Consider the following 21,542-nt stretch of genomic DNA (forward strand, 5'->3'; position numbering starts at 1 on the left):
TTAGAACACATTTTTGTTAAAAGGTTTTATAAGCCAATAACTTTACTTTCCATCGCTTCAGGTAACAAATATGACTCCAACCGAGCCGCATATAATGAAAAGAAGGGCGCAACCTTTCCGTTGGCCCTTCAGCATATTTATATCAATGATTGCCGTATTCAAACTACCGTTGAATGGGGTTCATGCTTCATCATGGAAATAACTTTATTATTTTCACCCAGTATAGCAACGGTAGGCACGAACGTTCTGGCTTCTTCCTCCGTCATCATAGCATAAGAAATAATAATGACATTGTCTCCCGGCTGCACAAGACGGGCGGCCGCGCCATTCAGACAAATCACTCCGGAGCCTCTGGGGCCAGGAATAATATAGGTCTCCAGCCTGGCTCCATTATTGTTATTGACAATCTGCACCTTCTCGTTAGGCAGCATATCGACCAGCTCCATCAGATCTTCGTCTATCGTAATGCTGCCGACGTAATTCAAATTGGCTTCCGTCACTGTCGCCCGGTGCAGCTTCGATTTCATCATCGTCCTAAACACGGTTTGCTTCCTCCTTTGTGTCCTGATCGCCTAACGAATACAGCCGATTATCGATCAGCCGGGTTTGCCCAAACCTTACCGCCAACGCGATTAGTAACTGACCGTCATTCACCGCAGCGGTTACCGGTTCTTCGTCCTCCAGCGGCAGGAATGATGGATACGAAACGATTTCCACATAATCGATTTCCGCCAAAGGAGCGGTGGCTATTCTCGATATTATATTCTGGCGAAGCTCCCGCGATCGGATGCCCGGCTGCCGGACCCATTCTTCCGCTTCGTTAAGAGATAGCTGCAGGACCAGCGCCTGGGTCCTCTCCTCGGCAGATAAATAAACATTGCGCGAGCTCAAAGCCAGACCGTCCTCTTCTCTAAGGGTCGGACAAGGAATGATTTCCACATTCATGTTCAAATCGCGGACCATCTGCTGAATGACGGCAACCTGCTGGACGTCTTTCATACCGAAATATGCACGGTCCGGCTGAACGATATTAAACAATTTGGTTACTACCGTGGCTACCCCGTCGAAATGGCCGGGCCTGGAAGCTCCACACAATCCTTCCGTAATTCCGGAAACCGAGACGGTCGTCAAGATCTTCTGCGGATACATCTCCGTAACGTCCGGCATGAAGATGAAATCGACCCCTTCCTGTTCGGCAATAGCCGAATCCCGCTCCGGATCCCGCGGATACCGTTCGAAGTCTTCATTCGGACCGAACTGCAGAGGATTGACAAAAATGCTCAGAACGACCGTCCCGCATTCTTCTCTGGCCCGTTTCAACAGACTCGCATGGCCTTTATGCAAATATCCGAGGGTAGGTACAAAGCCTATACGGCTTTCCTTCTCATCCTTCCCTGCCTGCCTCCGGCGCTCGGCCACCTTGCTCCGCATCTCTTCAATCGTTTTGATTATCATCATTGTGTGACACTCTCCTATCGGTGCTGTCCAGAGTTCTTATTATTCTTTACCACCGTACAAGAAAGTCAACACATCGTCAGCGCCTTGAAAAGCGTGGCTTGAGTCAGGATACTTCCGTTCCTTGACTTCCTGCACGTATTGGGAAATACCGCTGCGGATCTGATCGCCAATATTGGCATACGCTTTAACGAATTTCTTCGGGATAATCGGTGAACCGTATTGCAGCACGTCATGGAATACGAGCACTTGACCGTCACACGAGGCGCCCGAACCTATTCCAATCGTTGGAATGGATAATTCCTTCGTGATAAGCTCCGTGAGCTCTTCCGTGACCAGCTCCAGGACGATGGCGAATGCCCCGGCTTGCTCCAAAGCTTTGGCATCCTGCAGCAGCTTGGCCGCTTGGCGGGAAGTTTTGCCCTGCACTTTATACCCGCCAATCTGGTACAACGATTGCGGGGTTAAGCCCAGATGGCCCATAACGGGCACTCCGGCTTTGACACAAGCTTCCACAGTGGCGGCTATTTCCTCTCCGCCTTCCATCTTGACCGCCTTACCCATTCCTTCCTGCATAATGCGGGCCACGTTCTTCATCGTCTCATCCAGGCTGCCATGGTAAGTCATAAAGGGCATGTCGGTCACGACAAAAGGGACCTGGACCGCACGGGTAACGGCTCTTGTATGGTAAATCATATCATCGAGAGTGACCGGCAGCGTCGATTCGTAACCGAGAACTACGTTGCCAAGTGAATCCCCCACAAGAATGGCGTCAATCCCCGCTTCTTCCGCCAATTTGGCAGACGGATAATCGTAGGCCGTAATCATCGTGATCGGCGTTCCATCTTTCTTCATCTTTTTCATTCTCGAGGTGGTGACCGGTTTTCTCGTTTCCAACTATCCTCAACTCCTTGCCCTAAATTTGGGATACTAATTCCGCTACTGACCCATTCAGTTCCTGTGCAGCCGCCAGAATCCGTTATTCAGCACTTCTCCCGGATAGTATAGCCGACTTCAGCTGCTTACATCTTCTTTAATCCCTGTTCCGTCCAACATCCTTTTAACAAAAAATGCAAAAAACCCTTCTTAGCCGAACTAAAAGGGTTCATAAATACACAAAGAAGCTGTGCTCCATGATCCTTCTGTCTCGGTCCGTATGGCTCAGAGCAGAATCCGATATGGGAAAGCGGGTCTATTCCATTGTTTCAAAAAAAATAAAATCTGATCCGCAGAGTGCGATTCGTCAAGACGATACCGCCTCCTCGAAATCATTATAACAAAATGTTCACAATTTCAACATCATTTTTTTGCTGTTTTTTAGAGTTTAATACGCGCGGACTCTACGGGACAACGTTTGGACTTCCAATCACCGTTATCCTCAGACGTCTTTGAACGCTATAACTGTATATCCCCCGAGTACAGCTTCATAGTTTCGCCATCACGCGTTTTTACCGTCAAAGCCCCGTTATCATCAATACTTTCCGCCGTGCCTTCCACCCAACCGTTATAAGTTTTTACTCTCAACGGACGGTTAAGAGAAATCGTCAGCGCCTCCCATAATGTACGAATGGGCGAAAACCCCTGCTGCAAGTACAGCAGATAAAGCTCCTCGAATTTCTCCAGAAACCGGCGAATAATCTGAATCCGGTCAAGAGGCCTGCCGCATACGATTCGTAATGAAGTCGCCTTGCCGTCAAGCTCTTCCGGGAAATCATCCGCCTCCATATTCACGCTTATGCCGATTCCGGCCACCACATAATTCAAGCGGTCGTCTTCCCCGCTCGATTCCAGCAAAATGCCGCTCACCTTAAGCCCGTCAACAAGCAGATCGTTAGGCCATTTGATTCCGACGGCAACACCCAATTCCTGCCGCAACGTACGGCAAAGGGCCACCGCGGTCAACAGCGTCAACTGGGAGGTTTGCTTCAGCGGTATATGAGGCTTCAACACGATGCTCATCCAGATTCCTTTACCTTTGGGAGACAGCCATTTCTTGCCCATACGGCCCCTTCCGGAAGTCTGTTCCTCAGCGAGCACGACCGTTCCTTCGGGGCAGCCTTGGCGCACCAGCTCATGGGCTACGTTCTGGGTGGAATCTACCTGATCGTAAATACGGAAGGAGCTGCCGATCATTTCCGTTTGCAGCGAATCCGCCAGCTTCAACGGGTCAAGCTTGGCCGGCTGATAGACCAACCGATAGCCTTTTCTAGGCACGGCCTCGAATTCGTATCCTAACTTCCGCAGATTCTGAATCTGCTTCCATACAGCCGTACGGGAGCAGTTTAATTTCCGGCTAATTTCTTCACCGGAGAGAAAAGCCTCCGGATCATTTTGGAATAGCTCTAGCAAGCTTTGGTTCATACTCCATCACTCATTTGCCAAATAATATTTAGCCTTGTCCAACAGGTCTTCTTTACGGTTAGCACAACGGCCGAGAGCTACCTCAAGCATTAGCCGGTCCATAACCCGGCCGAGCCAAGGTCCCCCTTGCCGACTGGTTAGAGTCAACAGATCTGACCCGGAAACCGCCAGCTCTCTAATCCCGGTCACCGGCATCTCCTTCAGCCAACGGCGCCCTTCATCCGCCGGGACCGAGCTCCATGCAGGACCGATTGCCAATGGAGGATTCCGCAAACGTCCCGCTGCTGCCGCATCCGCCAGAGCAAGCCACTCCGCCGCAGCATCCGCACCATATCGCAGAACCGCTTCTTTCCATACCTGTTCCAACTCTTCCTGGCCTGGGTCTGCAGACTTGGCTATTAAATGCCCGTCCATTTCGATAAGCTTGATCACCTTGTCGATGGCCAGCCTGGAGAAGGTCAGCATAGACAACCCCTGGCGGGCCGCCTCTGCGGACAGCTCCATACTTCTCAACAGCCAGGCCCAGCGCAATAACGGGCGATCCAATAGATTGAGAAGGGAAAGCTCTGCGGGCAGTTCCTCTTCCGCAGTCCAGCGGATAACGGGCCAGTCCGGCTTTCTTTTCAAAAAATGCAGCAGCCCGCTGTTCACCAACAGAACAAGCCCCCGGTAAGGGTCCGAACCCTCCATCATCTTGTCCCATTCCGCCCTGATTCTCTCCATAGCGATATGCTGCAGCAGATCCCGGTTCGCTATTAACGACTCCCAGGTAGAGCTCTCTATCCGAAAGCGATAATTGGCGGCAAAACGAACGCAGCGGACCATCCTTAACGCGTCCTCGCGAAACCGCTCCCGGGCATCTCCTACACAGCGAATGAGCCCGTTCTGCAAATCTTCCAATCCGCCGAAAGGATCGATGACCGAGCCTGTCCCATCCATCGCCATTGCGTTAATGGTAAAATCCCGGCGCTGCAAATCCTGTTCGAGGTTTTGCACGAAGGTGACTTCCTGGGGACGCCGGTAGTTCTCATAATCCGACTCCGTCCTGAACGTCGTGACTTCATAGGATTTACCGCCATACAATACCATGACGGTCCCATGCTGAAGCCCTGTCGGAACAGTACGCTCGAATAGAGCCATAGTTTGTTCCGGCAGGGCGGATGTCGCTATATCAATGTCATTCGTCGGCTGGCCTCTTAGCTGATCCCGCACGTAGCCTCCGACAACATATGCTTCGTACCCGTTCTCTTTAAGACGGTTCAATACATAAACCGCTTCCGGTTCCAACGGAATCATTCTTATTACCCCATGCACAGGCTGTTGACATCCGCATTCCATTCCGGCGCCGGACGCCCCAATACCCGGTAATAAATTTGCTCATACTGATAAGTGATTAGATCATTGCAGAAGACGGTTCTGGCGCGATGGAGGCAGGCCTCCTTGAATTCACGGAACAAGGCTTCATCCTGGAGCAGCCTCACGACCGCAGAAGCCATTTGCTCCGTATCCCCGATGGGCGCCAAGTAACCGGTCACGCCGTCCGCTACCAGCTCGGGAATTCCCCCCGCATGCGAGCCGACGGTAGGCACCCCACAGGCCATCGCTTCGAGAGCCACCAGACCGAAGCTTTCTTTTTCCGAAGGAAGAAGCATAACGTCAGCTAATGAGATTACCTGCGCAACGTCATCCTGCTTTCCCCAAAAAAGAACTTTATCGGACAAATCCAGCTCTCTCACCTTGCATATGGCTTTGTTCAGGTCCGGTCCTTCCCCTACGAATAACAGCTTAGCCGGGATGCGGCTTTGCACACGGGCGAAGATGTCCACGACGTCAAGCACTCTTTTAACCGGGCGAAAATTGGAGATATGAATCAGAATCTTTTCCTCCGGCTTCGCGATCTCGCTTCTGAGACCGGAAGCGTCTCTCGGATAATACACCCGTTTATCGACGAAATTGTAAGTCAAATCGATCGGCCGGTCGATGAGCAGCGTCTCTCTCGTCTCGGCGATCAGATCCTCGGATACCGCGGTCACCGCATCGCTCTCGTTGATCGCATGACAAATCAGGTCGCTTAACGACTCGTCATGGCCAAGAACGGTAATATCGGTCCCGTGCAAAGTAGTGACGACTTTAAGATGCTCTCCGACCATCTGTTTAGCCAACAAAGCACATACGGCATGAGGAATAGCGTAATGAACATGCAGCAGGTCCAGCTTCTCCCTCTTGGCAACCTGGGCCAGCTTGCTGGCCAGCGACAGGTCATAAGGCGGGTAGCGGAAGACATAATAATCGCTCACTTCCACCTCATGATAGAAAATATTTTTATCAAATTTGCCGCCCAAGCGAAAAGGAATGCTGTGGGTAATAAAATGAACCTCATGCCCCTTCTCCGCCAACAGCTTGCCGAGCTCGGTAGCGACAACGCCGGACCCGCCCAGCGTCGGATAACAGGTAATTCCGATTTTTAATCTGTCACTCATGGCTCAGCCCCTCTTCCAGTATCATCCATTCCCAAATAAGTTTATTCCTAACGGCGTCAAAATAGATTAACAATTAGAGGAAGCTTGCTCACAAATCCTTCAGCATATGGGACAAGACGCTTCTGCCCGAGAAGCCTGTCCCTTGCCTCAACATTGTCCAGATACCCTTGATTCAGAGGGGTCTTCACCTGCCCCCGGGATGCTTCCGCAGGCTCAAATTGGGAGCGGTAGGCCATCAGCGCCTCTCTCTTCTTGGAATACTGGCTGCTTATATCTATCATAACATCCGGGTCTATCGCATCGTTGATAAAGTAAAAATAAACCTGCTCGACCGAATGTGCCTCGGTATCGGGCAAATAATTGCGCAGCTTGGCACTGAAAACCGCCTCTTGAACCATGCGGCTGCAGAGCACATGATCCGGATGCCTGTCCTCCCAATAGGGGCAGAAAACCATTCGCGGTTTATACCTGCGGATCTCCAGAGTAATCTCGTCCAACTGCTCCTTAATAAGCTGCAGCCCCCGATCGGGCAGGCCCAAGTTGGCTCTGAGGGTCACCCCCAGCGCCTTCGCTGCATGCGCAGCCTCCCGCTTGCGCGTTTCCACCGTTCCGTTGGAGGACATCTCGGCAAAGGTCAAATCGCATATTCCGACGCTGCGGCCTGCTTCCACATGCTTGGCTATCGTTCCGCCCATGCCTATCTCGGCATCGTCAGGATGGGCCCCGAACACCAGCATATCCAACGACTTGGTCATTGCTCTCCCTCCGGCTTATATTTATGAACCAGCTCCCGCCAGGCGAAATCACCGCGATCCAGGGCTCTGACCAGAAGCTCTGCGGTCGCTACGTTCGTGGCCACCGGGATGCCCTGTACATCGCACAGTCGGAGCAGAGCGATAATATCGGGCTCATGCGGCTGGGCCATAAGAGGATCACGCAAGAAAATGAGCAAATCCAATATATTTTGCGCGACAAGCGCTCCGATTTGTTGATCCCCGCCCAGCGGTCCCGACATATATCGGTGAACCTTAAGCTGGGTGCTGTCCATAATTTTTTGGCCGGTGGTTCCGGTAGCATATAGCTGATGGTTTGCAAAAACGGATTCATAGGCGATGACAAAATTGACCATTTCTTCTTTCTTCCGGTCATGTGCAATTAATGCGATTTGCAAGCTCATGGTTTACACTCCCTCCGTTGCTGCCGTTGTTGAATTCAATCTTTATGAATATAAATTACCCTGAATAGCTTTAATCGATAAAATGATCAAAGCCGTATACGATGCCGTCCAATCCCATTGCTTTCTTGACAGCGAGATTCACACCCGGCATATAGCCCGCTCTTTCGTAGGAGTCGTGGCGGATCTTTAATGTTTGACCATAGCCGCCGAAGATGACTTCCTGCTGGGCGAATACCCCGGGAAGCCGGACACTGTGAATTCTGAAGCCGTCGTAGTAACCTCCCCGGCTTCCCTCGATCGTCTCTTCCTCATTGGGATTTCCCTGACGCAGCTCTTGACGGTTCTGCGATATTAATTCCGCCGTCTTGACGGCTGTGCCTGAAGGAGCGTCCAGCTTCTGGTCGCCGTGATATTCGATAATTTCCACATGAGGCATATATTTGGCCGCCTGGGCGGCAAATTTCATCATCAGAATAGCTCCGATCGAGAAATTGGGTGCAATGATACCGCCAATGCCCTGGGCCTTGCAAAGCCTGTCCAACTCCTCAATATCTTCCGGTCGGAAGCCGGTTGTTCCTATAACAGGACGTACTTTATGCTTAATGGCTGTACGTGCATTCCCCATAACTGCTTGGGGAATTGTAAAATCAACCATGACATCGGGCTGCCCTTCAACTAATGCCAGCTCCAAATCGGATGTAAGCTTGATTCCGCAGGCTCCCAACCCGACCATCTCCCCTGCGTCCCGGCCGTCTCCGGAGTGATCAATCGCCGCTACCAGCCGCAGCTCGGGATCCTCCAGTACCATCTTGACCACTTCCCGGCCCATTCGGCCTCCTGCACCTGTCACTGCTACTTTAATTGGATTATTCATTCTATTTACCCTCGCTTTTCTCAAACTTCGTTGATGATGTCGTATATTGATGAAGCTGCTGCTCGTATTCCTGTTTGAGCCTAATTGCTAATGAATGATCCGGTTCCAACCGGAGCACTTCGGATATAGCCCTCAGTGCGGAGCGATAATCGTCGACATCCGCGTAAGCCATTCCTAACAGCAAATAAGCGTCAGTCGATAACGGGTCCAGCTCTACTGCCTGCTTCAACAGCAGAATCGAGAAGTAAGCCCTGTCCCGTCCTTCCTCCAAATAATTTTGCGCTTGCGCCACATGCTCCCTGGCCCGCACCCTTTCGTAATGGGACCGGTATGTGTCGTCGTCCGGCTCCAGCTCAGCGGCCCTCCGGGCATGAATAGAAGCCTCCGTCAAACGGCTGCTGCGCATGCAGGATATCGACAACCGGTAATGATATTCCGCATTGTCCGGGCAAGCTTTAACAGCCTGCTTAAACCACGCAATCGCCTGGTCGAAATCGTGAGCAAGAATCGATTGATAAGCCTTCTGCATAGCTTCATATCCGTCCATGCGTCGCCATCCCTTCCTAATGCCTTATGGATGAAAGGTGATGGTATAGCATATGTATTATTGATTTTCATTGTTAACCGGAGTCCACCGATTGGCATCCCGGGTTTGAAATTTTTCAAGTACGTCATCATGGGCTTTAGTTAAATCAATGCCCAAGGAATTGGCAAAGCAGATCAGGATAAACAACAGATCGCCAAGCTCATTTTCGATAGAATTTTCTTCTTCCGTCGGCTTCTTCGGCTTTTCACCGTATCGATGATTAACCTCCCTCGCCAGTTCGCCCACTTCTTCCGAAAGCCGGGCCAACAAGGAAAGAGGACTGAAATATCCTTCTTTAAATTGAGAAATATAACGGTCGACCTCATTCTGCATTTCCTTTAAGCTTTTATCCGCCAATGGGATCCCTTCCTTTACTTTCTGTCTTGCAGGGGTTATTCCCTTCACTGTTATTCACTGCAATAAAGCAGTGCAGCTAAAATACATGTTAACGCAAAGACGTCTTGAAGACAAATTATTTTTCGAAGAATCGCTCATTACAAACGGTGGAAATAAGTACATACACGAAAAAAGCCTCTTAATTAAGAAGCTTTAACCCGAACAAATCGACGAACTGATCGTTCGTGATCGTGCAGCATTTCTAATTAGTGGCTAGAATGCTTTCTAGTCAGATAAATTTGTATAATAATTCCAAACTCTAAGAAGGTTTAACCCGTCTAGATGGAAAATTAATATCCATAACATCTGCAATCGCTTCACACGCAGGATGGATAAATCCCGGCGATAAGAAAGGGCATACTAAAAAAGCTATGAATCCTATTCCGGTACTTTTCCGAAATCCCGGATGTCAGCGTTTCTCATGATTAATGGAGGAGGCGTACATAGAAAATGACGAATAAGTATCTCACGCTATACCGCAACATTATTCCCATTATGCTCGGTACAGCCGTCTATGCCTTTGGCCTTCATTATTTTGTCATTCCTAACGAGCTTATGGAAGGGGGCATGACCGGCGTTTCCCTCTTGATTAACTATGCGTTGGGAATACCTCCTTCCTTAACAACCCTTGTACTCAATGTTCCCCTATTTTTGATAGGCTGGAGAGTATTTGGTAATCAAGCTATGGCTTTGACCGTGCTCGGAACCTTGTTCCTCTCCTTCTTCCTCTGGACTATGGAAATGCTGATCGGCTACGGCTGGATCATTCCTCTAGCCGGTGAGGACTACTTCCTCGTGACCCTCTATGCCGGTGTCACCTTGGGGGCCGGATTAGGCGTAGTCTTCCGATTCGGCGGTACAACAGGAGGCTCCGATATTCTGGCCCGGATCATCAACAAAAGAAAAGGATGGAGCATGGGACAGATCATTCTGGCGATTGACGTTCTGGTCATCGGCTCCTCTCTGCTGTATATCCCCAAGGAAAAAGTTTTATACACGATCGTGGTCGTATTCATCGCCTCTAAAATGATTGATTTCGTTACGGAAGGGGCTTATGCCGCCAAAGCCTTCACCATCGTAACCGAAAATGGAGAGCTGTTGGCCCACCGGGTAACTTCGGAATTGGAACGCGGTGTCACCATTTTTCCGGCGAAGGGCGCCTATTCCCGAAAGGATAAGGAGGTATTGTATTGTGTAGTCGCCCGTCAAGAGGCCCGGAGGTTAAAAATGATTATCCGATCGGTTGATCCCTCTGCTTTTATCATTATAGCGGATGTACAGGATGTACTGGGCGAAGGCTTCAAAGAAGAATAAAGCTATATCCGCACTTTGTCCATAATGCCCATGGCGGCGTAGGCAGGGTTACTTTTAACGATCTCTTGGAACGCGCGCGAACCTTTTATCGGAATGAAACATTTTCCATGCGACGAAGCCGAGAACCGTTAATATAATGGCGCCCATTGCTGCAGACCATATTATCGGATCTTTGCCTTCTACTATAGGCAGATAGGCCGTCCGTTCGTCAGCCGAATAAAACACCTCGCGAAGGGCATTGTCCAACTCTTTGGCCGCTGAGCGGATTTCTGTATACGGAATCGGGGTGGACTGCATTTGGTGTTTGATAAAAACGAACAACGAGTCCAATTTTTCCACAATCTCCGGATTTCGGCTAACCATTATGGACGCACGAATGGTTTCGTATCGATCCTCCAGTCTCTGGAATGTACCGGACAATTCCTGATCTTGCTGGCGGCTCGCGGCCAGCTCCATTCTTCTCAGTTCGGACCGAATCGCTTTATCGAATTCCAACCACATGGGTGAATATTGATGAGTCATTGCATCAGCTATCAAGCGGATTTTAACAGCCTCCTGCAGAGCTTCCTCTGGAGAAGTTTGAACAGAATTGAATTTCCTTTTTGCCTGCTCAATAGTGTCGAATAAAGCATTCATCCCTTCCAGCGAGGTAATTCCGGAAAATTGGATTTTCGTTAACTGCTCTGAAATATCGTCCAGCTTTTCCTTACCTCCAACAACATTGCCGGAAGCTGTCTGCTGATACATTTCATTCGCCCATTGGTTGATTCGCTCCAGTTTAACCATTTCCCGCGAATTTCCCTCTTGTGCCTGCGGATCGGTTGGCGTATTTACCTCTCCGCAGCCTCCAAGGATCAAGGCAACAAGTACAAAGCCTGCACTTAACGCACGAAATCTTCTATTTAACAACATAGGACATCCCCTCCTCAACATCATGATATGGGGGGATGTCCTTATTTAGACCCTGTCTGAACGTGATTTTTTAGCAAGTCCTATCCAGCCGAACAACAAGACGGAGAACAAGCTGAGCCCCCACGTAAAGGCCTTTACCTGATCTATATTTTCCGTAAGGGCATCAGGCAGCCAAGGGTAAATTTCGTAGGAGTAGTCGATAAAATCGTTGCCTAGTACCCATAATGCAGCAATCAGCCAGGAGATGGGACGAATCTGAAAGAAGCGGACGAACAGCAGCGCTTCCGCAGCCATGCCCAAATGCGATCCGATAAGCATCCAATCCTGCCATGCCATGGGCTCACCCTGATAGGCTCCGCCGACAATCATAGCTACGGCCCAAATCCCGTATTTGAAGGAAGCGACTACTGCCACCGTCTCAATGATGCGGCGAACAGGCGTGCTTACCGGCCCTTTGAACCGGTCACGCAGAAGAAAGATGAGCGCCAGTGTAAAAAACAAGCTTGCCGTCGGACTATCCGGAACAAGCAAAACCATCCACAATGGTCTGTTAGAAACGGTATAGACGAGTTGATCCCAGTACCAATAGTAACCATATACCGTTCCTAAGCTATTTATCCAGAACAAAGACCACAGCATAAACGGTGACGTCAGAAAAGAGCGGCTCATTACTGTCTTCCACACAATTTCATTCGGCATACGGCTACCTCCTTTCGAGCTTTTAACATGCCAGGCAAGCCCCTGTAACAACCCGGAACTAAGATGTCAAGGATAAACGGCCCATCGCCGTCCTTTGGACGGGCGCGTTTACCATGAAAAATAAGAACAGGTATAAAGTAAAACTTATCCTTTCTTATATTTCAAGAAAAAACCTGACCACATCTTGCGAAGGGTCAGGTTATCGTACGGATTATTGGGCTTTCTGCTTCGACAGCCATTCAGCCAATGTATCGATATCGGCATCGGTCAGCCCATTGGCAATATTGGTGTCATATTGGGCCGGCATTCCGCCCTTACCGTTCTTGATAATATCAAGAATTCCCGCTTTGTCATACTTATCACCAATTCCGAGCAAAGCAGGCATCGCGCCTCCGCTCAAGTCCGCCTGGTGACAGCTGAGACAAGTCGATTTGGCATAAATTTGCGCCCCTTCGCTGTCCGGATCCACGATAGGAATAGCTGCGGATTCCGGTTTCTTGCGAATATCGGGCTCGCGGCCTTCTTCCTTAGCCGCCTTCCGCTCCTCTTCCGCTTTAATATGATCCGGAACGAGGCCTTGACGCTCCAACTCCTTCGTATAGTGGTCCCAGGAGTAAACTGTCAAGTATGTGACGGCAGCCAACGAAACCAGCATTAGAGAAGAAGCAATCGGTCTTCTGTAGAAACGTCTTTCTTTACCGGTATCCAGGAATGGCGCCAGTAACAAGCCGCCGAACATAATACCGGGAAGAACAATCGTTCCGAGCACAACATACTGATCCGAAGTGTACGGATATTTAAGCAATTGATACATAAACAAGAAATACCAGTCCGGCATCGGAATAATCGCCGTATTCGTCGGATCGGCGGGATATCCGAGCGGTGCCGGCTCAGACATAACCAGAACCAGGATACCGACCAAAGCAACGACCGCAACCATCCATTCCTTCAACAAGAAGTTCGGGATGAACGCCTCGGACTTGCCGGGATAAGAGGTATAATCTTGTGGATGCGGCCGGAATTCTTTCTTGCGAATACGCGAATCGCCGACGTAGACTATCTTTTCATTCGATTTAGGACCATGGGCCACGCTTTACCCCTCCTCCTTCTTCGGCTTCCACAACTTTCTCAGATACTGTTAAAGCTCTGCCTTATGAACTTAACCTTATAGCGGACCTGCAATCCCCTGCCTGCGGATCATGAAGAAGTGGGCCGCCAACAAGCCTAACAGTACAGCAGGGAGAAAGAACACATGCAGTGCGAAGAATCTCGTTAAGGTCTGTGCCCCTACAATGTCGCCCCCTTGCAGGAACGTCTTCACATAATCTCCGATGAAAGGTGCATTTTCCGCAATTTTAATACCTACTTGAGTTGCAAAGTAAGCTTTGTTATCCCACGGAAGAAGATAACCTGTAAAACCAAGGCCAAGCATTACGAAGAAAATAAGCATTCCTACTACCCAGTTCATCTCGCGAGGATTCTTGTAGGATCCTGTGAAGAAAACCCGTAGCGTATGTAGGAACATCATGACGATAACCAAGCTGGCACCCCAGTGATGCATGCCGCGAACGATAACACCGAACGCCACTTGATGCTGAAGGTAATCAACGCTATTGTACGCATTTACAATATCTGGCACGTAGTACATCGTCAAGAACATGCCGGACAGAATTTGAATAACCGTAACAAAGAACGTCAATCCGCCAAAGCAATACACGAAAGCGGAAAAGTGATGCGCAGGGTTGACGTGTTCCGGAACCTCGTGGTCGGCCACGTCTCTCCACATTGGTGTTATGTCAAGGCGTTCGTCAATCCAGTTATAAACACTTTTCAGCATTTAATAGCACGCCTCCTTATTTGACTATCTCATTCGGATGCAGCTTGCCCAAATAAACGAAGCCGCCTTCAATCTTCACTTCATACTGATCCAATGGTGCAGGCGCTACCGCAAGGTTCTTGCCTTCCTTAGTGTAGTGAGCGTCATGACATGGACAGTAGTATTGGTTAGGAAACTTCGGATTGTTCCAGTTAACGGTGCAACCCAGATGCTTACAGGTCGGATTCAGAGCAAAAATATTGCCGGAATCATCCTTGGCAATCCAAGCCTCAAGCGTCGGCGTGCTCTCATACCAACCATCGACTTGCTGAACTTGAAACTTGAAAGATTGAGGCTCCGACTGAATCTTGCTCTCCTCAACGACCTTCACCCAATCGGCCTCGCCTTTCGTCTGCAGAATCGGATCCACTGCAAAACGAAGCATCGGGATCATGGGCCCCATAGCCATAAAAGCAGTTGTTCCTCCCAGAGCATAGCTCAGGAATTGGCGACGAGACATCTCGCGCTTGGGACTGGTTTCATCAACTGGATATTGGGTTCCTTGGTCTTTGTTCTCGCTCATGTGCTGGTTCTACCCCCTTTAGCCATATATCTCACGTCGCAATCGACAAGTCATTACATAATATACTAGGACATAAACTATAATAGCCTACGACCATGGGGGCGTCAAGAACATGGCTTGTCCACTTCCCAATGGTTTTGCAGCGAATAAAGCAATTATTAACCAAATTGTCACAATTGAAATTTTTATACGATGCAAGCGATTAGGCTTCGAAGAAGTCACACTCGCTAAATCGCCTAATAAGCTACCTTTAAGGAATCGACAACATCTTTGAAAAGGCATCGACGGAAGCTTCTTTTACCGCGACGGATAGTTTGTTTTCATATGATCCGGTAAAGATCTTAAACAATCTTGAACGTTCGCCATAAAAAGCTACCTTTGGAAGCTTTTTTTAGAGTTCTCCCAAATGAACATTCTCATTCATCCCCGGAAGGACTTTGTGACCAAATGGATTCGATTATCTGGCCGATTCCGCTTCTCCCGTTCCCGATACTCTTCGCCGAAACGAATACATCGGCCTCCGGCAGTACAAGATCGTTCAAGCGGGGGTCGTTAGAGATGGGAATAACATATCGGAACCCTACCTCTTTCAACTTTTTGCAAACTTCGTTTACATGAGTGGCGAATTGGGAAATTTCCGAAGTATAATGAAGGGCAGGATAAGTAACAATACGGCCTTTGTAAGGGATTTCTATCCAATCCATCGCATCTCTCAGCTTCTCCAGAGCCTCGGTAGCCTGCCATGGAGTTTCATCTCCTGTCAGCCCCGTAAGCGGGAGCAGGCATGTGTCCAAATAAGGACGCAGCTCCTCCCATTGATCCTTTTCGATTTCGCTAAATTTCATGAAAGCCTCTCCTCTCCCTGTATTCCCTTCCTTTATCCACATAGCTTGCGGTCGTCCTCTTCATTCGCTCCAAATCCGCTTCCGTCAACTCCCGTATGACTCTGGCCGGAGTCCCTAATGACAGAGTATAGGGCGGAATGACCTTATTCTCGGTCACAACAGAGCCGGCACCGATCATGGAATATTCCCCTATTTGAGCGCCATTCAACAGAATCGCTCCCATTCCGATCAAGCAGCCTTTGCCGATTTGGCAGCCATGAATGATGGCCCCGTGTCCAACCGACACTTCCTCATCCACAAGCAAAGGCTGTCCGGTATTCACATGGCCGATGCATCCGTCCTGAATATTCGTACGCCGGCCTATCCGAATCGGTGCAAGATCTCCCCGCAGAACCGCATTGTACCAAAGACTGCAATCTTCATCGAGATGGACGTCGCCGATAATCTGAACTCCTTCCGCAACGAAAACGCTCGGGTGCAATGTCGGGTATACCCCCCGGTAATCGTGCTTCATTCGCTTCACTCCGATCAGTTTGGATGTACGACTTACAGGTTCGGGTGTGATTGTAGCAAGCCCGTTAAGGCTTGTCAATCGGCAGTTCTATTTTATCCTCTTCCTTTACATAGGTGCCTTTAATGACGCCGCTGCCAAGCTTGGTCATCATCACGACCCTGCCGAGCCCTTCCTCTTCCCCGATTTTAATCAAGCCGATATGCATCATCATTTGGAGAATGCGATGATTCAATATAGACTCTGGAGCATCGTAGTAGAATGGCTTGATAAGGGGGACGAGAACCTGCTCCAGAGAAGCGACCGTTACCCACGAATGGGCCAGTCTGTCAATCCATTGCACCAGCGACTGCAGATTGGGGATAGCTCCTTTGTACAGTCTCAGCCAAAAATGATAAATATCCTGAACATCCTCCGTCCGGCCTTGTTCCAGCCTCTTTCGCCCCTCAAGTGTAAGCTCCAGGACCTGCTGCTCTTCCGTGATCAAGCCCTGATAATAGCAATAATCATATATAAGGGAAAAGCGGTTAGGATATTCCTTAAAACGTCTCCCGTAGCCAAAACGCCAAGCTGTCCGCCCGACCTGCTCTTCCTGAACGGCAAAGCTCTCCAGCAATTGCTGAAGATTCCGTTTATAAATATACCCGTCTGCCGACAATTGCACCTCCTGCTGCTGCAAATAACGCAGCAATGCCGACAAATCTTGAACAAGCAGCTCCTGCTCATCCCGGTAGACCGTCGGATCGGTACCAATGTATTGCAGCTTTGCCGCAAATTGCTTGGTTAAGACTTCACCGATTTTACGTTTCAAATCTTGCGGGACTTGAAAAAGATATCTCGTCTGTTGGGAATGTCCATTAAATAACCAACCCCTATGTTTAAACTTCACTATCGTATCTCGCGGATTCCAGTCGGAAGCTTCTTCTTTAACGAATCGGGTCTGGTTCGCGCGCGCCAGTAATTCTTCCAAACTGAATAAATCCCGCCTCTCAAACAGCAGGGAGTTAAGAAAACGGATATCCTCCATGGATAGCCCTCCTACCTGCTGCTCAAACACTTCCTTGCGGCCAATGCTCGACAGAATCGATTGAATCAGCTCGTTCTTGGAGTTCGTGCTGCATTCGCAGGCATAAGTTCGAGCGATATGGCTTAACTCACGTATGTCGGCATAGCTTAACATATCTGCGAGATTCATTACCGGATGCCTCCGTTCATTCTTTTTGTTGTTAGTATGAACGGTTTTTGACAACATATTCCTTGTTTGGATAATGCATGGAACCACCCTTGGTAAAGAATCCGTATAAAATGACTTATGACCCTAGTAGCCGCCCGCCGTTATTGAAGACAAATTCCTGCGATGATGCATCAATTTAGAGCGATTCAGAGCACTCGGGGAGACGCCTGCAAATACATTAATTTCGGTATAAAATCACCCTATCCCGCAAGAGAAAAAAACCGCCCCCTAATGGGAGCGGCCGTCCTATGCTCTTATTCGGGAAAGCCAATTCATGATCAGCAATGCGGCAATTAAACCCAGGAAGGAAATGACTAGCAAGTAGTCAGGATAAGTCTGAATCGGCCCCAGCTTGAGCGGCTCGATTATGGCCGTCTTGGAAGAGGCGCTTTGCATCATAACCTGAGTGTGGAGCGAGGGCTCCGCATAATTGTCAGCCGCGCTGACCGCCTGATGGAAACCAAATATCCCGCTTTCCACCGGTTGGGATTCGGGTGCCGGGCGATAGACCAAGGAATACAGAAAGCTAAACATAAACAGCGCCAAGCAAAACGAAATGAATGCGGTCAGCCTGCGTCTTACCTTATAGGAAATGGAGTAGATTCGATCGGAAACCGGCGTTCTCCAGCTCTCCTGCTCGTAAATCCGGTTCATGACCCGACTGGAAAACTCAGGGCCTTCCATCGCTGCCGGACGAGACGAAGGCAAGGCCTCCTCCCTGGCGATCCATTCGGCACTCTCAATCCATATCTGGAGTTCATTCTTGCAATCCGTACAATGGTTAACGTGCTCATCCACACGCAAACGCCGTTCATCGTCCGGAGGAAGATCGGTATAAATCTCGATGAGATCCTGAACCTCGGCACAATTCATTAACGATTCATCCCTTCAATATCAGTCAAGATGGGATCAAGAACGTACGGCTCGAGCTGCATCCTGACACTGGCCCTTGCGCGAAACAACAACGACTTCACCGCACTGACCGTCTGTCCAAGAATATTCGCGATTTCCTGATAGTCCAACTGGTCGTACTCCCGCAAAATAAGGGCAGACCTCTGTTTCTCCGGGAGATTGTTAATGGCTCTGCGGACCATCGAAACCTTCTCATTGCGAAGAACCGTCTGCTCGGGAAGTGTTTCCGAAGCAGCTTGCGGAGTATGTCCGCTTTGTTCCAGCGAAACCTTGACATGCTTATGCCTGCGAAGCTCGCTCAATACGGTATTCCGCGCAATGGTATATAACCAGGTGGAGAAGGAAGCTTCTACTTCGCGAAAAGTGGACAAGCTTCGATAAGCTTTGTAGAACGATTCTTGGCACAAATCGTCTGCCATCGCTTCCAAGCCGGCGCTCTTGAGCATGTGAAACACAAATGTAAAAATCTTCCGTTCATAACGCTGCATTAATTCGGAATAAAGTTCCACATTTCCATCTTTAATTTCTCTAATCAACTGGGAATCGGTCATCACAAACGATCCTCCTTGCGATCCTCGTTCGTTAATCCCAGCCTCCTATCCTGTTGTACTCTGCTGGGGAGGAAAAAGTTGCGCACCACGATCAAAATTTTACGTTCATAGCTTCTGAAAAATGACAAAACTTCCGAAGCCCTGCCATTACTGTATGTTGACAGGGATCGGAGGATGTATAAGATTGCCACGGACAAATACATGTTGATATAGTTATTCGCGGTAAATTTAATAATTCCTTCTTTTTCGCCAACATTTTCAAAAAAAATGTAGAATTATATTGATTAAGCTTGCTGTAGATTAAACGCCTTTCCTCACGATGTGACCGAGATTCCCTTTGATCATGCACCAAGCCTATTTTCGACACTTTTATTAAACAAAAAAAAGAACCGCCGATTGAATCGGCGGCTGCACATCGTGCAAATATTCGGATAGGAGTGGAGAGAAACCATACTGTACTTTTATTATATGAATCCGTTTTCATTTTGTCAATGGTTTTTTTGAAAGCGTTTTATATTTTTTTGTAATTAAAATAGCGCAACCTTCCAAGAACTTATTTCCCATGGAAAAAGCAGGCTTGTCCAAAGCCTGCTTCCTACCTATCCGGAAAACTATTGATGAACCGTATATTGCTCTTTGAGCAAATTTGCCGCTTTCTCATAATCCTTCTCATTATCGAAGGAAAGCCTGAGTACCCCGGGGACATCCGCGCGGCTTTCGATAATTTGAATGTTGCGCAGGTTGATTCCTTCATTACCGAGCTGTGTGGCTATACTGCCGACAATGCCCGGGTGATCGGGAACGTCCACATACAGATCATAGAGAGAGGTTAGAACTCCCTTGCGCCTCTCCGGAAGCTGCCCGCGAAATTGTCCGGCACGGATAAACTCCTGCTCGATCCCCGGCCCGTCCGCCGCCTCCAGCAATTGAACAAAATGCTCCATCTGCCGATTCCAATCCTTAAGCAAGTCCAGCAGAACCTTCCGGTTATGAACGAGAATGTCCCTCCACATGACCGGATCTCCGGAGGCAATCCGGGTAATATCGCGGAATCCCCCGGCGGCCAGACGCTCATAATAAGGATTGTCCTTATTGTAGGCCGCAATTTGATTCACTAAAGCAACCGCAATAATATGCGGAAGATGGCTGATGGCGCCGACGATATCGTCGTGAAGCCCGGAATCCATCCGGACAACATGAGCCTTCGTCCAGCTCAGAAGGTTCTCCAGCCTGCCGTAAACCTCTTCAGGAGTGGATTCCAGCGGAGTTAGTACATAGAAAGCATTCTCGTACAAATAGCTGGAAGCGGCCTCCACCCCGGACCGCTCCGAGCCGGCCATCGGATGGCCCCCTATGAAATAAGCGTCCTTAAACTGCAGCTTGCGCGCGTAATCCATAACCGATGCTTTGGTGCTGCCTACATCGGTAATGATGCAGCCCGGCTTCAGCGGCAGGTTGCTTAAACGCTCCAGATAAGGCTCCAGTTGACCTACGGGAACGCATAGAAAAATATAGTCGGCATCGCAGGCCGCCTGCTCGAACGAAGTCGTTGCTTCATCGACGACTCCCCGTTCCAAATATTTGTTCACGGAGGCCGGATTGGGGGAATGGCCCACTACCCGCAGGCCCGGCTTTCCTTTAAAGCAAAGAGCCAGCGATCCCCCCATTAATCCGACGCCAAAGATCGAAATGGTCTTAGCTTCGTCCTTTATAAAGCCCACTTATGCTTCCACTCCGATTTCCGCCAATACGTTCTCGAGCGCCCGGATGAATTTCTCATTCTGCTCTTGGCTTCCTACGGTCACTCTAATTTTAGTCGGGAAATCCAGCTGATGGCCCCCACGGACAATGAAGCCTTGGCGCAGCAGTCCGTTGAATACATCCGCAGCCGACCGCTTGACGTCCACCATGATGAAATTTCCATGCGCCGGATAATAGGACAAGCCCATCCGGGCAAATTCTCCGGTCAAATAACGAATGCCGGCCGCATTCTCCTCGCGGCAGCGGTCAATGAAAGCTTGATCCTTAACGGCAGCCAGAGCGGCCGCTTGACCGAATCGGGACGTATTGAAAGGCTCTCTCACTTGATTGATCGAACGAATGACATCCGGATGCCCTACGCCGTATCCGATTCTTAGTGAAGCCAAACCGTATATTTTGGAAAAAGTGCGAAGCAAAATAAGATTCGGATAGGTCTTCAGAAGCCGGAAGCCGTCCGGGTATTCCGATGTCGTATTGTATTCGGCATAAGCTTCATCCAGCACAACCAATACGTTGGAGGGCGCCTTCTTCATAAACGCTTCAATCTGCTCATGCGTAACCATCGTTCCGGTCGGATTATTCGGATTACAGATCCAAACGACTTTCGTCCGCTCCGTAATCGCTTCGAGCATGGCTTCCAGATCATGGGTCCCGTCTTGAAGAGGAACCTCGATACAAACCGCTCCCTCGATTTCCGCATTGTGCTTATACTGCGGGAAGGTATGGGAAGCCATGACCGTTTCGTCCCCGGCTTCAAAGTATGCGCGGGAGATCATCAAAATGACTTCATCCGAACCGGCGCCGAAAATGATTTGATTCGGCTCGACCCTGAGATGCTCGGCCAAAGCCACGGTTAATTCAACGGCACCGCCGTCCGGATAAAGGCTTGTGTTTGCTATTTCCGAAGCTATCGCTTCCTTAGCTTTCTCGGAGCATCCGAACGGATTCTCGTTGGAAGCCAGCTTGATGACTTCCGTGAGCCCCAGTTCTCTCTTCACTTCTTCAATAGGTTTACCCGGCTGATAGACCGGTAAATGAACGATATTCTTCTTCGGCTGCACGGCCAACACCCCAA

24 protein-coding genes are annotated in these 21,542 nt (G+C 49.4%); 1 reads left to right on the forward strand and 23 read right to left on the reverse strand.

Annotated elements, in window-relative coordinates; all coding sequences use genetic code 11:
• Window positions 1-158: 158 nt before the first annotated feature.
• From panD to ACTHRH_RS04145, 11 genes are all read right to left on the reverse strand, one after another.
• Window positions 159-542, reverse strand: coding sequence for an aspartate 1-decarboxylase (gene panD, locus ACTHRH_RS04095; RefSeq protein WP_144933286.1), 384 nt, complete (start codon window positions 540-542; stop codon window positions 159-161).
• Complete coding sequence (gene panC, locus ACTHRH_RS04100; RefSeq protein WP_144933287.1) at window positions 535-1,458, reverse strand: pantoate--beta-alanine ligase; 924 nt, start codon at window positions 1,456-1,458, stop codon at window positions 535-537. The genes panD and panC overlap by 8 nt, the downstream gene beginning before the upstream one ends.
• A 39-nt stretch (window positions 1,459-1,497) precedes the next feature.
• On the reverse strand, window positions 1,498-2,352 hold the full coding sequence (gene panB, locus ACTHRH_RS04105; RefSeq protein ID WP_379285611.1) for a 3-methyl-2-oxobutanoate hydroxymethyltransferase: 855 nt from the start codon (window positions 2,350-2,352) through the stop codon (window positions 1,498-1,500).
• A gap of 498 nt (window positions 2,353-2,850) precedes the next feature.
• Window positions 2,851-3,816 (reverse strand): biotin--[acetyl-CoA-carboxylase] ligase, encoded by a 966-nt coding sequence (locus tag ACTHRH_RS04110; RefSeq protein WP_144933289.1) that lies wholly within the window; start codon window positions 3,814-3,816, stop codon window positions 2,851-2,853.
• Window positions 3,817-3,822: 6 nt separating this feature from the next.
• Entirely contained in the window at window positions 3,823-5,112 is a 1,290-nt protein-coding gene (locus ACTHRH_RS04115) for a CCA tRNA nucleotidyltransferase (protein WP_191964342.1), read from the reverse strand.
• A gap of 5 nt (window positions 5,113-5,117) precedes the next feature.
• Window positions 5,118-6,296, reverse strand: coding sequence for an N-acetyl-alpha-D-glucosaminyl L-malate synthase BshA (gene bshA, locus ACTHRH_RS04120; protein WP_144933291.1), 1,179 nt, complete (start codon window positions 6,294-6,296; stop codon window positions 5,118-5,120).
• A gap of 56 nt (window positions 6,297-6,352) precedes the next feature.
• Window positions 6,353-7,051 (reverse strand): bacillithiol biosynthesis deacetylase BshB1, encoded by a 699-nt coding sequence (bshB1, locus tag ACTHRH_RS04125; protein ID WP_440414254.1) that lies wholly within the window; start codon window positions 7,049-7,051, stop codon window positions 6,353-6,355.
• The gene (gene mgsA / locus ACTHRH_RS04130) at window positions 7,048-7,473 is read right to left on the reverse strand and encodes a methylglyoxal synthase (protein WP_144933293.1); all 426 of its coding nucleotides are present in this window, start codon (window positions 7,471-7,473) and stop codon (window positions 7,048-7,050) included. Before mgsA ends, bshB1 begins: the two co-directional genes overlap by 4 nt.
• Before the next feature lie 70 nt (window positions 7,474-7,543).
• Entirely contained in the window at window positions 7,544-8,347 is an 804-nt protein-coding gene (gene dapB / locus ACTHRH_RS04135; protein ID WP_144933294.1) for a 4-hydroxy-tetrahydrodipicolinate reductase, read from the reverse strand.
• 1 nt (window position 8,348) lies between these two features.
• Window positions 8,349-8,894, reverse strand: a complete 546-nt coding sequence (locus ACTHRH_RS04140) for a tetratricopeptide repeat protein (RefSeq protein WP_379285603.1) — start codon at window positions 8,892-8,894, stop codon at window positions 8,349-8,351.
• A 57-nt stretch (window positions 8,895-8,951) separates the two neighbouring features.
• A complete protein-coding gene (locus tag ACTHRH_RS04145; RefSeq protein ID WP_144933296.1) occupies window positions 8,952-9,290 on the reverse strand; it encodes a nucleotide pyrophosphohydrolase in 339 nt (112 codons plus the stop codon).
• A gap of 489 nt (window positions 9,291-9,779) precedes the next feature.
• Between ACTHRH_RS04145 and ACTHRH_RS04150 the strand changes: the two genes are divergently transcribed.
• Window positions 9,780-10,643, forward strand: coding sequence for a YitT family protein (locus ACTHRH_RS04150; RefSeq protein ID WP_379285601.1), 864 nt, complete (start codon window positions 9,780-9,782; stop codon window positions 10,641-10,643).
• A gap of 54 nt (window positions 10,644-10,697) precedes the next feature.
• Here the strand turns inward: ACTHRH_RS04150 and ACTHRH_RS04155 are convergent, their stop codons facing one another.
• The 12 genes from ACTHRH_RS04155 to hisC form a co-directional block, all read right to left on the reverse strand.
• On the reverse strand, window positions 10,698-11,555 hold the full coding sequence (locus ACTHRH_RS04155) for a sporulation protein YpjB (protein ID WP_379285599.1): 858 nt from the start codon (window positions 11,553-11,555) through the stop codon (window positions 10,698-10,700).
• Between the two features lie 45 nt (window positions 11,556-11,600).
• A complete protein-coding gene (locus ACTHRH_RS04160) occupies window positions 11,601-12,254 on the reverse strand; it encodes a DUF1405 domain-containing protein (protein WP_186328188.1) in 654 nt (217 codons plus the stop codon).
• Between the two features lie 211 nt (window positions 12,255-12,465).
• Window positions 12,466-13,344, reverse strand: a complete 879-nt coding sequence (locus ACTHRH_RS04165) for a menaquinol-cytochrome c reductase cytochrome b/c subunit (protein WP_379285597.1) — start codon at window positions 13,342-13,344, stop codon at window positions 12,466-12,468.
• A gap of 75 nt (window positions 13,345-13,419) precedes the next feature.
• The gene (gene qcrB / locus ACTHRH_RS04170; protein ID WP_144933300.1) at window positions 13,420-14,091 is read right to left on the reverse strand and encodes a menaquinol-cytochrome c reductase cytochrome b subunit; all 672 of its coding nucleotides are present in this window, start codon (window positions 14,089-14,091) and stop codon (window positions 13,420-13,422) included.
• Between the two features lie 16 nt (window positions 14,092-14,107).
• A complete protein-coding gene (locus tag ACTHRH_RS04175; protein ID WP_144933301.1) occupies window positions 14,108-14,653 on the reverse strand; it encodes a ubiquinol-cytochrome c reductase iron-sulfur subunit in 546 nt (181 codons plus the stop codon).
• A gap of 416 nt (window positions 14,654-15,069) precedes the next feature.
• Window positions 15,070-15,498, reverse strand: coding sequence for a DUF2487 family protein (locus tag ACTHRH_RS04180; RefSeq protein ID WP_144933302.1), 429 nt, complete (start codon window positions 15,496-15,498; stop codon window positions 15,070-15,072).
• Window positions 15,488-16,012: a gamma carbonic anhydrase family protein gene (locus ACTHRH_RS04185; RefSeq protein ID WP_144933303.1), complete on the reverse strand. Its 525-nt coding sequence runs from the start codon at window positions 16,010-16,012 to the stop codon at window positions 15,488-15,490. The genes ACTHRH_RS04180 and ACTHRH_RS04185 overlap by 11 nt, the downstream gene beginning before the upstream one ends.
• A 64-nt stretch (window positions 16,013-16,076) precedes the next feature.
• Window positions 16,077-17,204 carry a hypothetical protein gene (locus ACTHRH_RS04190; RefSeq protein ID WP_440414259.1) on the reverse strand — a complete coding sequence of 376 codons (1,128 nt, stop codon included), beginning with the start codon at window positions 17,202-17,204 and terminating at the stop codon, window positions 16,077-16,079.
• 285 nt (window positions 17,205-17,489) lie between these two features.
• Window positions 17,490-18,116 carry an anti-sigma factor family protein gene (locus tag ACTHRH_RS04195; protein ID WP_144933305.1) on the reverse strand — a complete coding sequence of 209 codons (627 nt, stop codon included), beginning with the start codon at window positions 18,114-18,116 and terminating at the stop codon, window positions 17,490-17,492.
• Window positions 18,116-18,706: an RNA polymerase sigma factor gene (locus ACTHRH_RS04200; RefSeq protein ID WP_144933392.1), complete on the reverse strand. Its 591-nt coding sequence runs from the start codon at window positions 18,704-18,706 to the stop codon at window positions 18,116-18,118. The genes ACTHRH_RS04195 and ACTHRH_RS04200 overlap by 1 nt, the downstream gene beginning before the upstream one ends.
• A gap of 611 nt (window positions 18,707-19,317) precedes the next feature.
• Window positions 19,318-20,427 (reverse strand): prephenate dehydrogenase, encoded by a 1,110-nt coding sequence (locus ACTHRH_RS04205; protein WP_225312662.1) that lies wholly within the window; start codon window positions 20,425-20,427, stop codon window positions 19,318-19,320.
• On the reverse strand, window positions 20,428-21,528 hold the full coding sequence (gene hisC / locus ACTHRH_RS04210; RefSeq protein WP_440414262.1) for a histidinol-phosphate transaminase: 1,101 nt from the start codon (window positions 21,526-21,528) through the stop codon (window positions 20,428-20,430).
• Between the last annotated feature and the right edge of the window lie 14 nt (window positions 21,529-21,542).

Origin of the sequence: Paenibacillus sp. SAFN-117, assembly GCF_051966115.1 — a bacterium.
GTDB classification, from domain to species: domain Bacteria; phylum Bacillota; class Bacilli; order Paenibacillales; family NBRC-103111; genus Paenibacillus_L; species Paenibacillus_L residui.

Excerpts from the sequence above, each read along its gene's own strand:
- panC (WP_144933287.1), bottom strand. The coding sequence starts at position 1,458 with ATGATGATAATCAAAACGATTGAAGAGATGCGGAGCAAGGTGGCCGAG.
- ACTHRH_RS04110 (WP_144933289.1), bottom strand. The coding sequence starts at position 3,816 with ATGAACCAAAGCTTGCTAGAGCTATTCCAAAATGATCCGGAGGCTTTT.
- ACTHRH_RS04115 (WP_191964342.1), bottom strand. The coding sequence starts at position 5,112 with ATGATTCCGTTGGAACCGGAAGCGGTTTATGTATTGAACCGTCTTAAA.
- bshA (WP_144933291.1), bottom strand. The coding sequence starts at position 6,296 with ATGAGTGACAGATTAAAAATCGGAATTACCTGTTATCCGACGCTGGGC.
- bshB1 (WP_440414254.1), bottom strand. The coding sequence starts at position 7,051 with ATGACCAAGTCGTTGGATATGCTGGTGTTCGGGGCCCATCCTGACGAT.
- mgsA (WP_144933293.1), bottom strand. The coding sequence starts at position 7,473 with ATGAGCTTGCAAATCGCATTAATTGCACATGACCGGAAGAAAGAAGAA.
- dapB (WP_144933294.1), bottom strand. The coding sequence starts at position 8,347 with ATGAATAATCCAATTAAAGTAGCAGTGACAGGTGCAGGAGGCCGAATG.
- ACTHRH_RS04140 (WP_379285603.1), bottom strand. The coding sequence starts at position 8,894 with ATGGACGGATATGAAGCTATGCAGAAGGCTTATCAATCGATTCTTGCT.
- ACTHRH_RS04150 (WP_379285601.1), top strand. The coding sequence starts at position 9,780 with ATGACGAATAAGTATCTCACGCTATACCGCAACATTATTCCCATTATG.
- ACTHRH_RS04155 (WP_379285599.1), bottom strand. The coding sequence starts at position 11,555 with ATGTTGTTAAATAGAAGATTTCGTGCGTTAAGTGCAGGCTTTGTACTT.
- ACTHRH_RS04160 (WP_186328188.1), bottom strand. The coding sequence starts at position 12,254 with ATGCCGAATGAAATTGTGTGGAAGACAGTAATGAGCCGCTCTTTTCTG.
- qcrB (WP_144933300.1), bottom strand. The coding sequence starts at position 14,091 with ATGCTGAAAAGTGTTTATAACTGGATTGACGAACGCCTTGACATAACA.
- ACTHRH_RS04175 (WP_144933301.1), bottom strand. The coding sequence starts at position 14,653 with ATGAGCGAGAACAAAGACCAAGGAACCCAATATCCAGTTGATGAAACC.
- ACTHRH_RS04180 (WP_144933302.1), bottom strand. The coding sequence starts at position 15,498 with ATGAAATTTAGCGAAATCGAAAAGGATCAATGGGAGGAGCTGCGTCCT.
- ACTHRH_RS04185 (WP_144933303.1), bottom strand. The coding sequence starts at position 16,012 with ATGAAGCACGATTACCGGGGGGTATACCCGACATTGCACCCGAGCGTT.
- ACTHRH_RS04190 (WP_440414259.1), bottom strand. The coding sequence starts at position 17,204 with ATGAATCTCGCAGATATGTTAAGCTATGCCGACATACGTGAGTTAAGC.
- ACTHRH_RS04195 (WP_144933305.1), bottom strand. The coding sequence starts at position 18,116 with ATGAATTGTGCCGAGGTTCAGGATCTCATCGAGATTTATACCGATCTT.
- ACTHRH_RS04200 (WP_144933392.1), bottom strand. The coding sequence starts at position 18,706 with ATGACCGATTCCCAGTTGATTAGAGAAATTAAAGATGGAAATGTGGAA.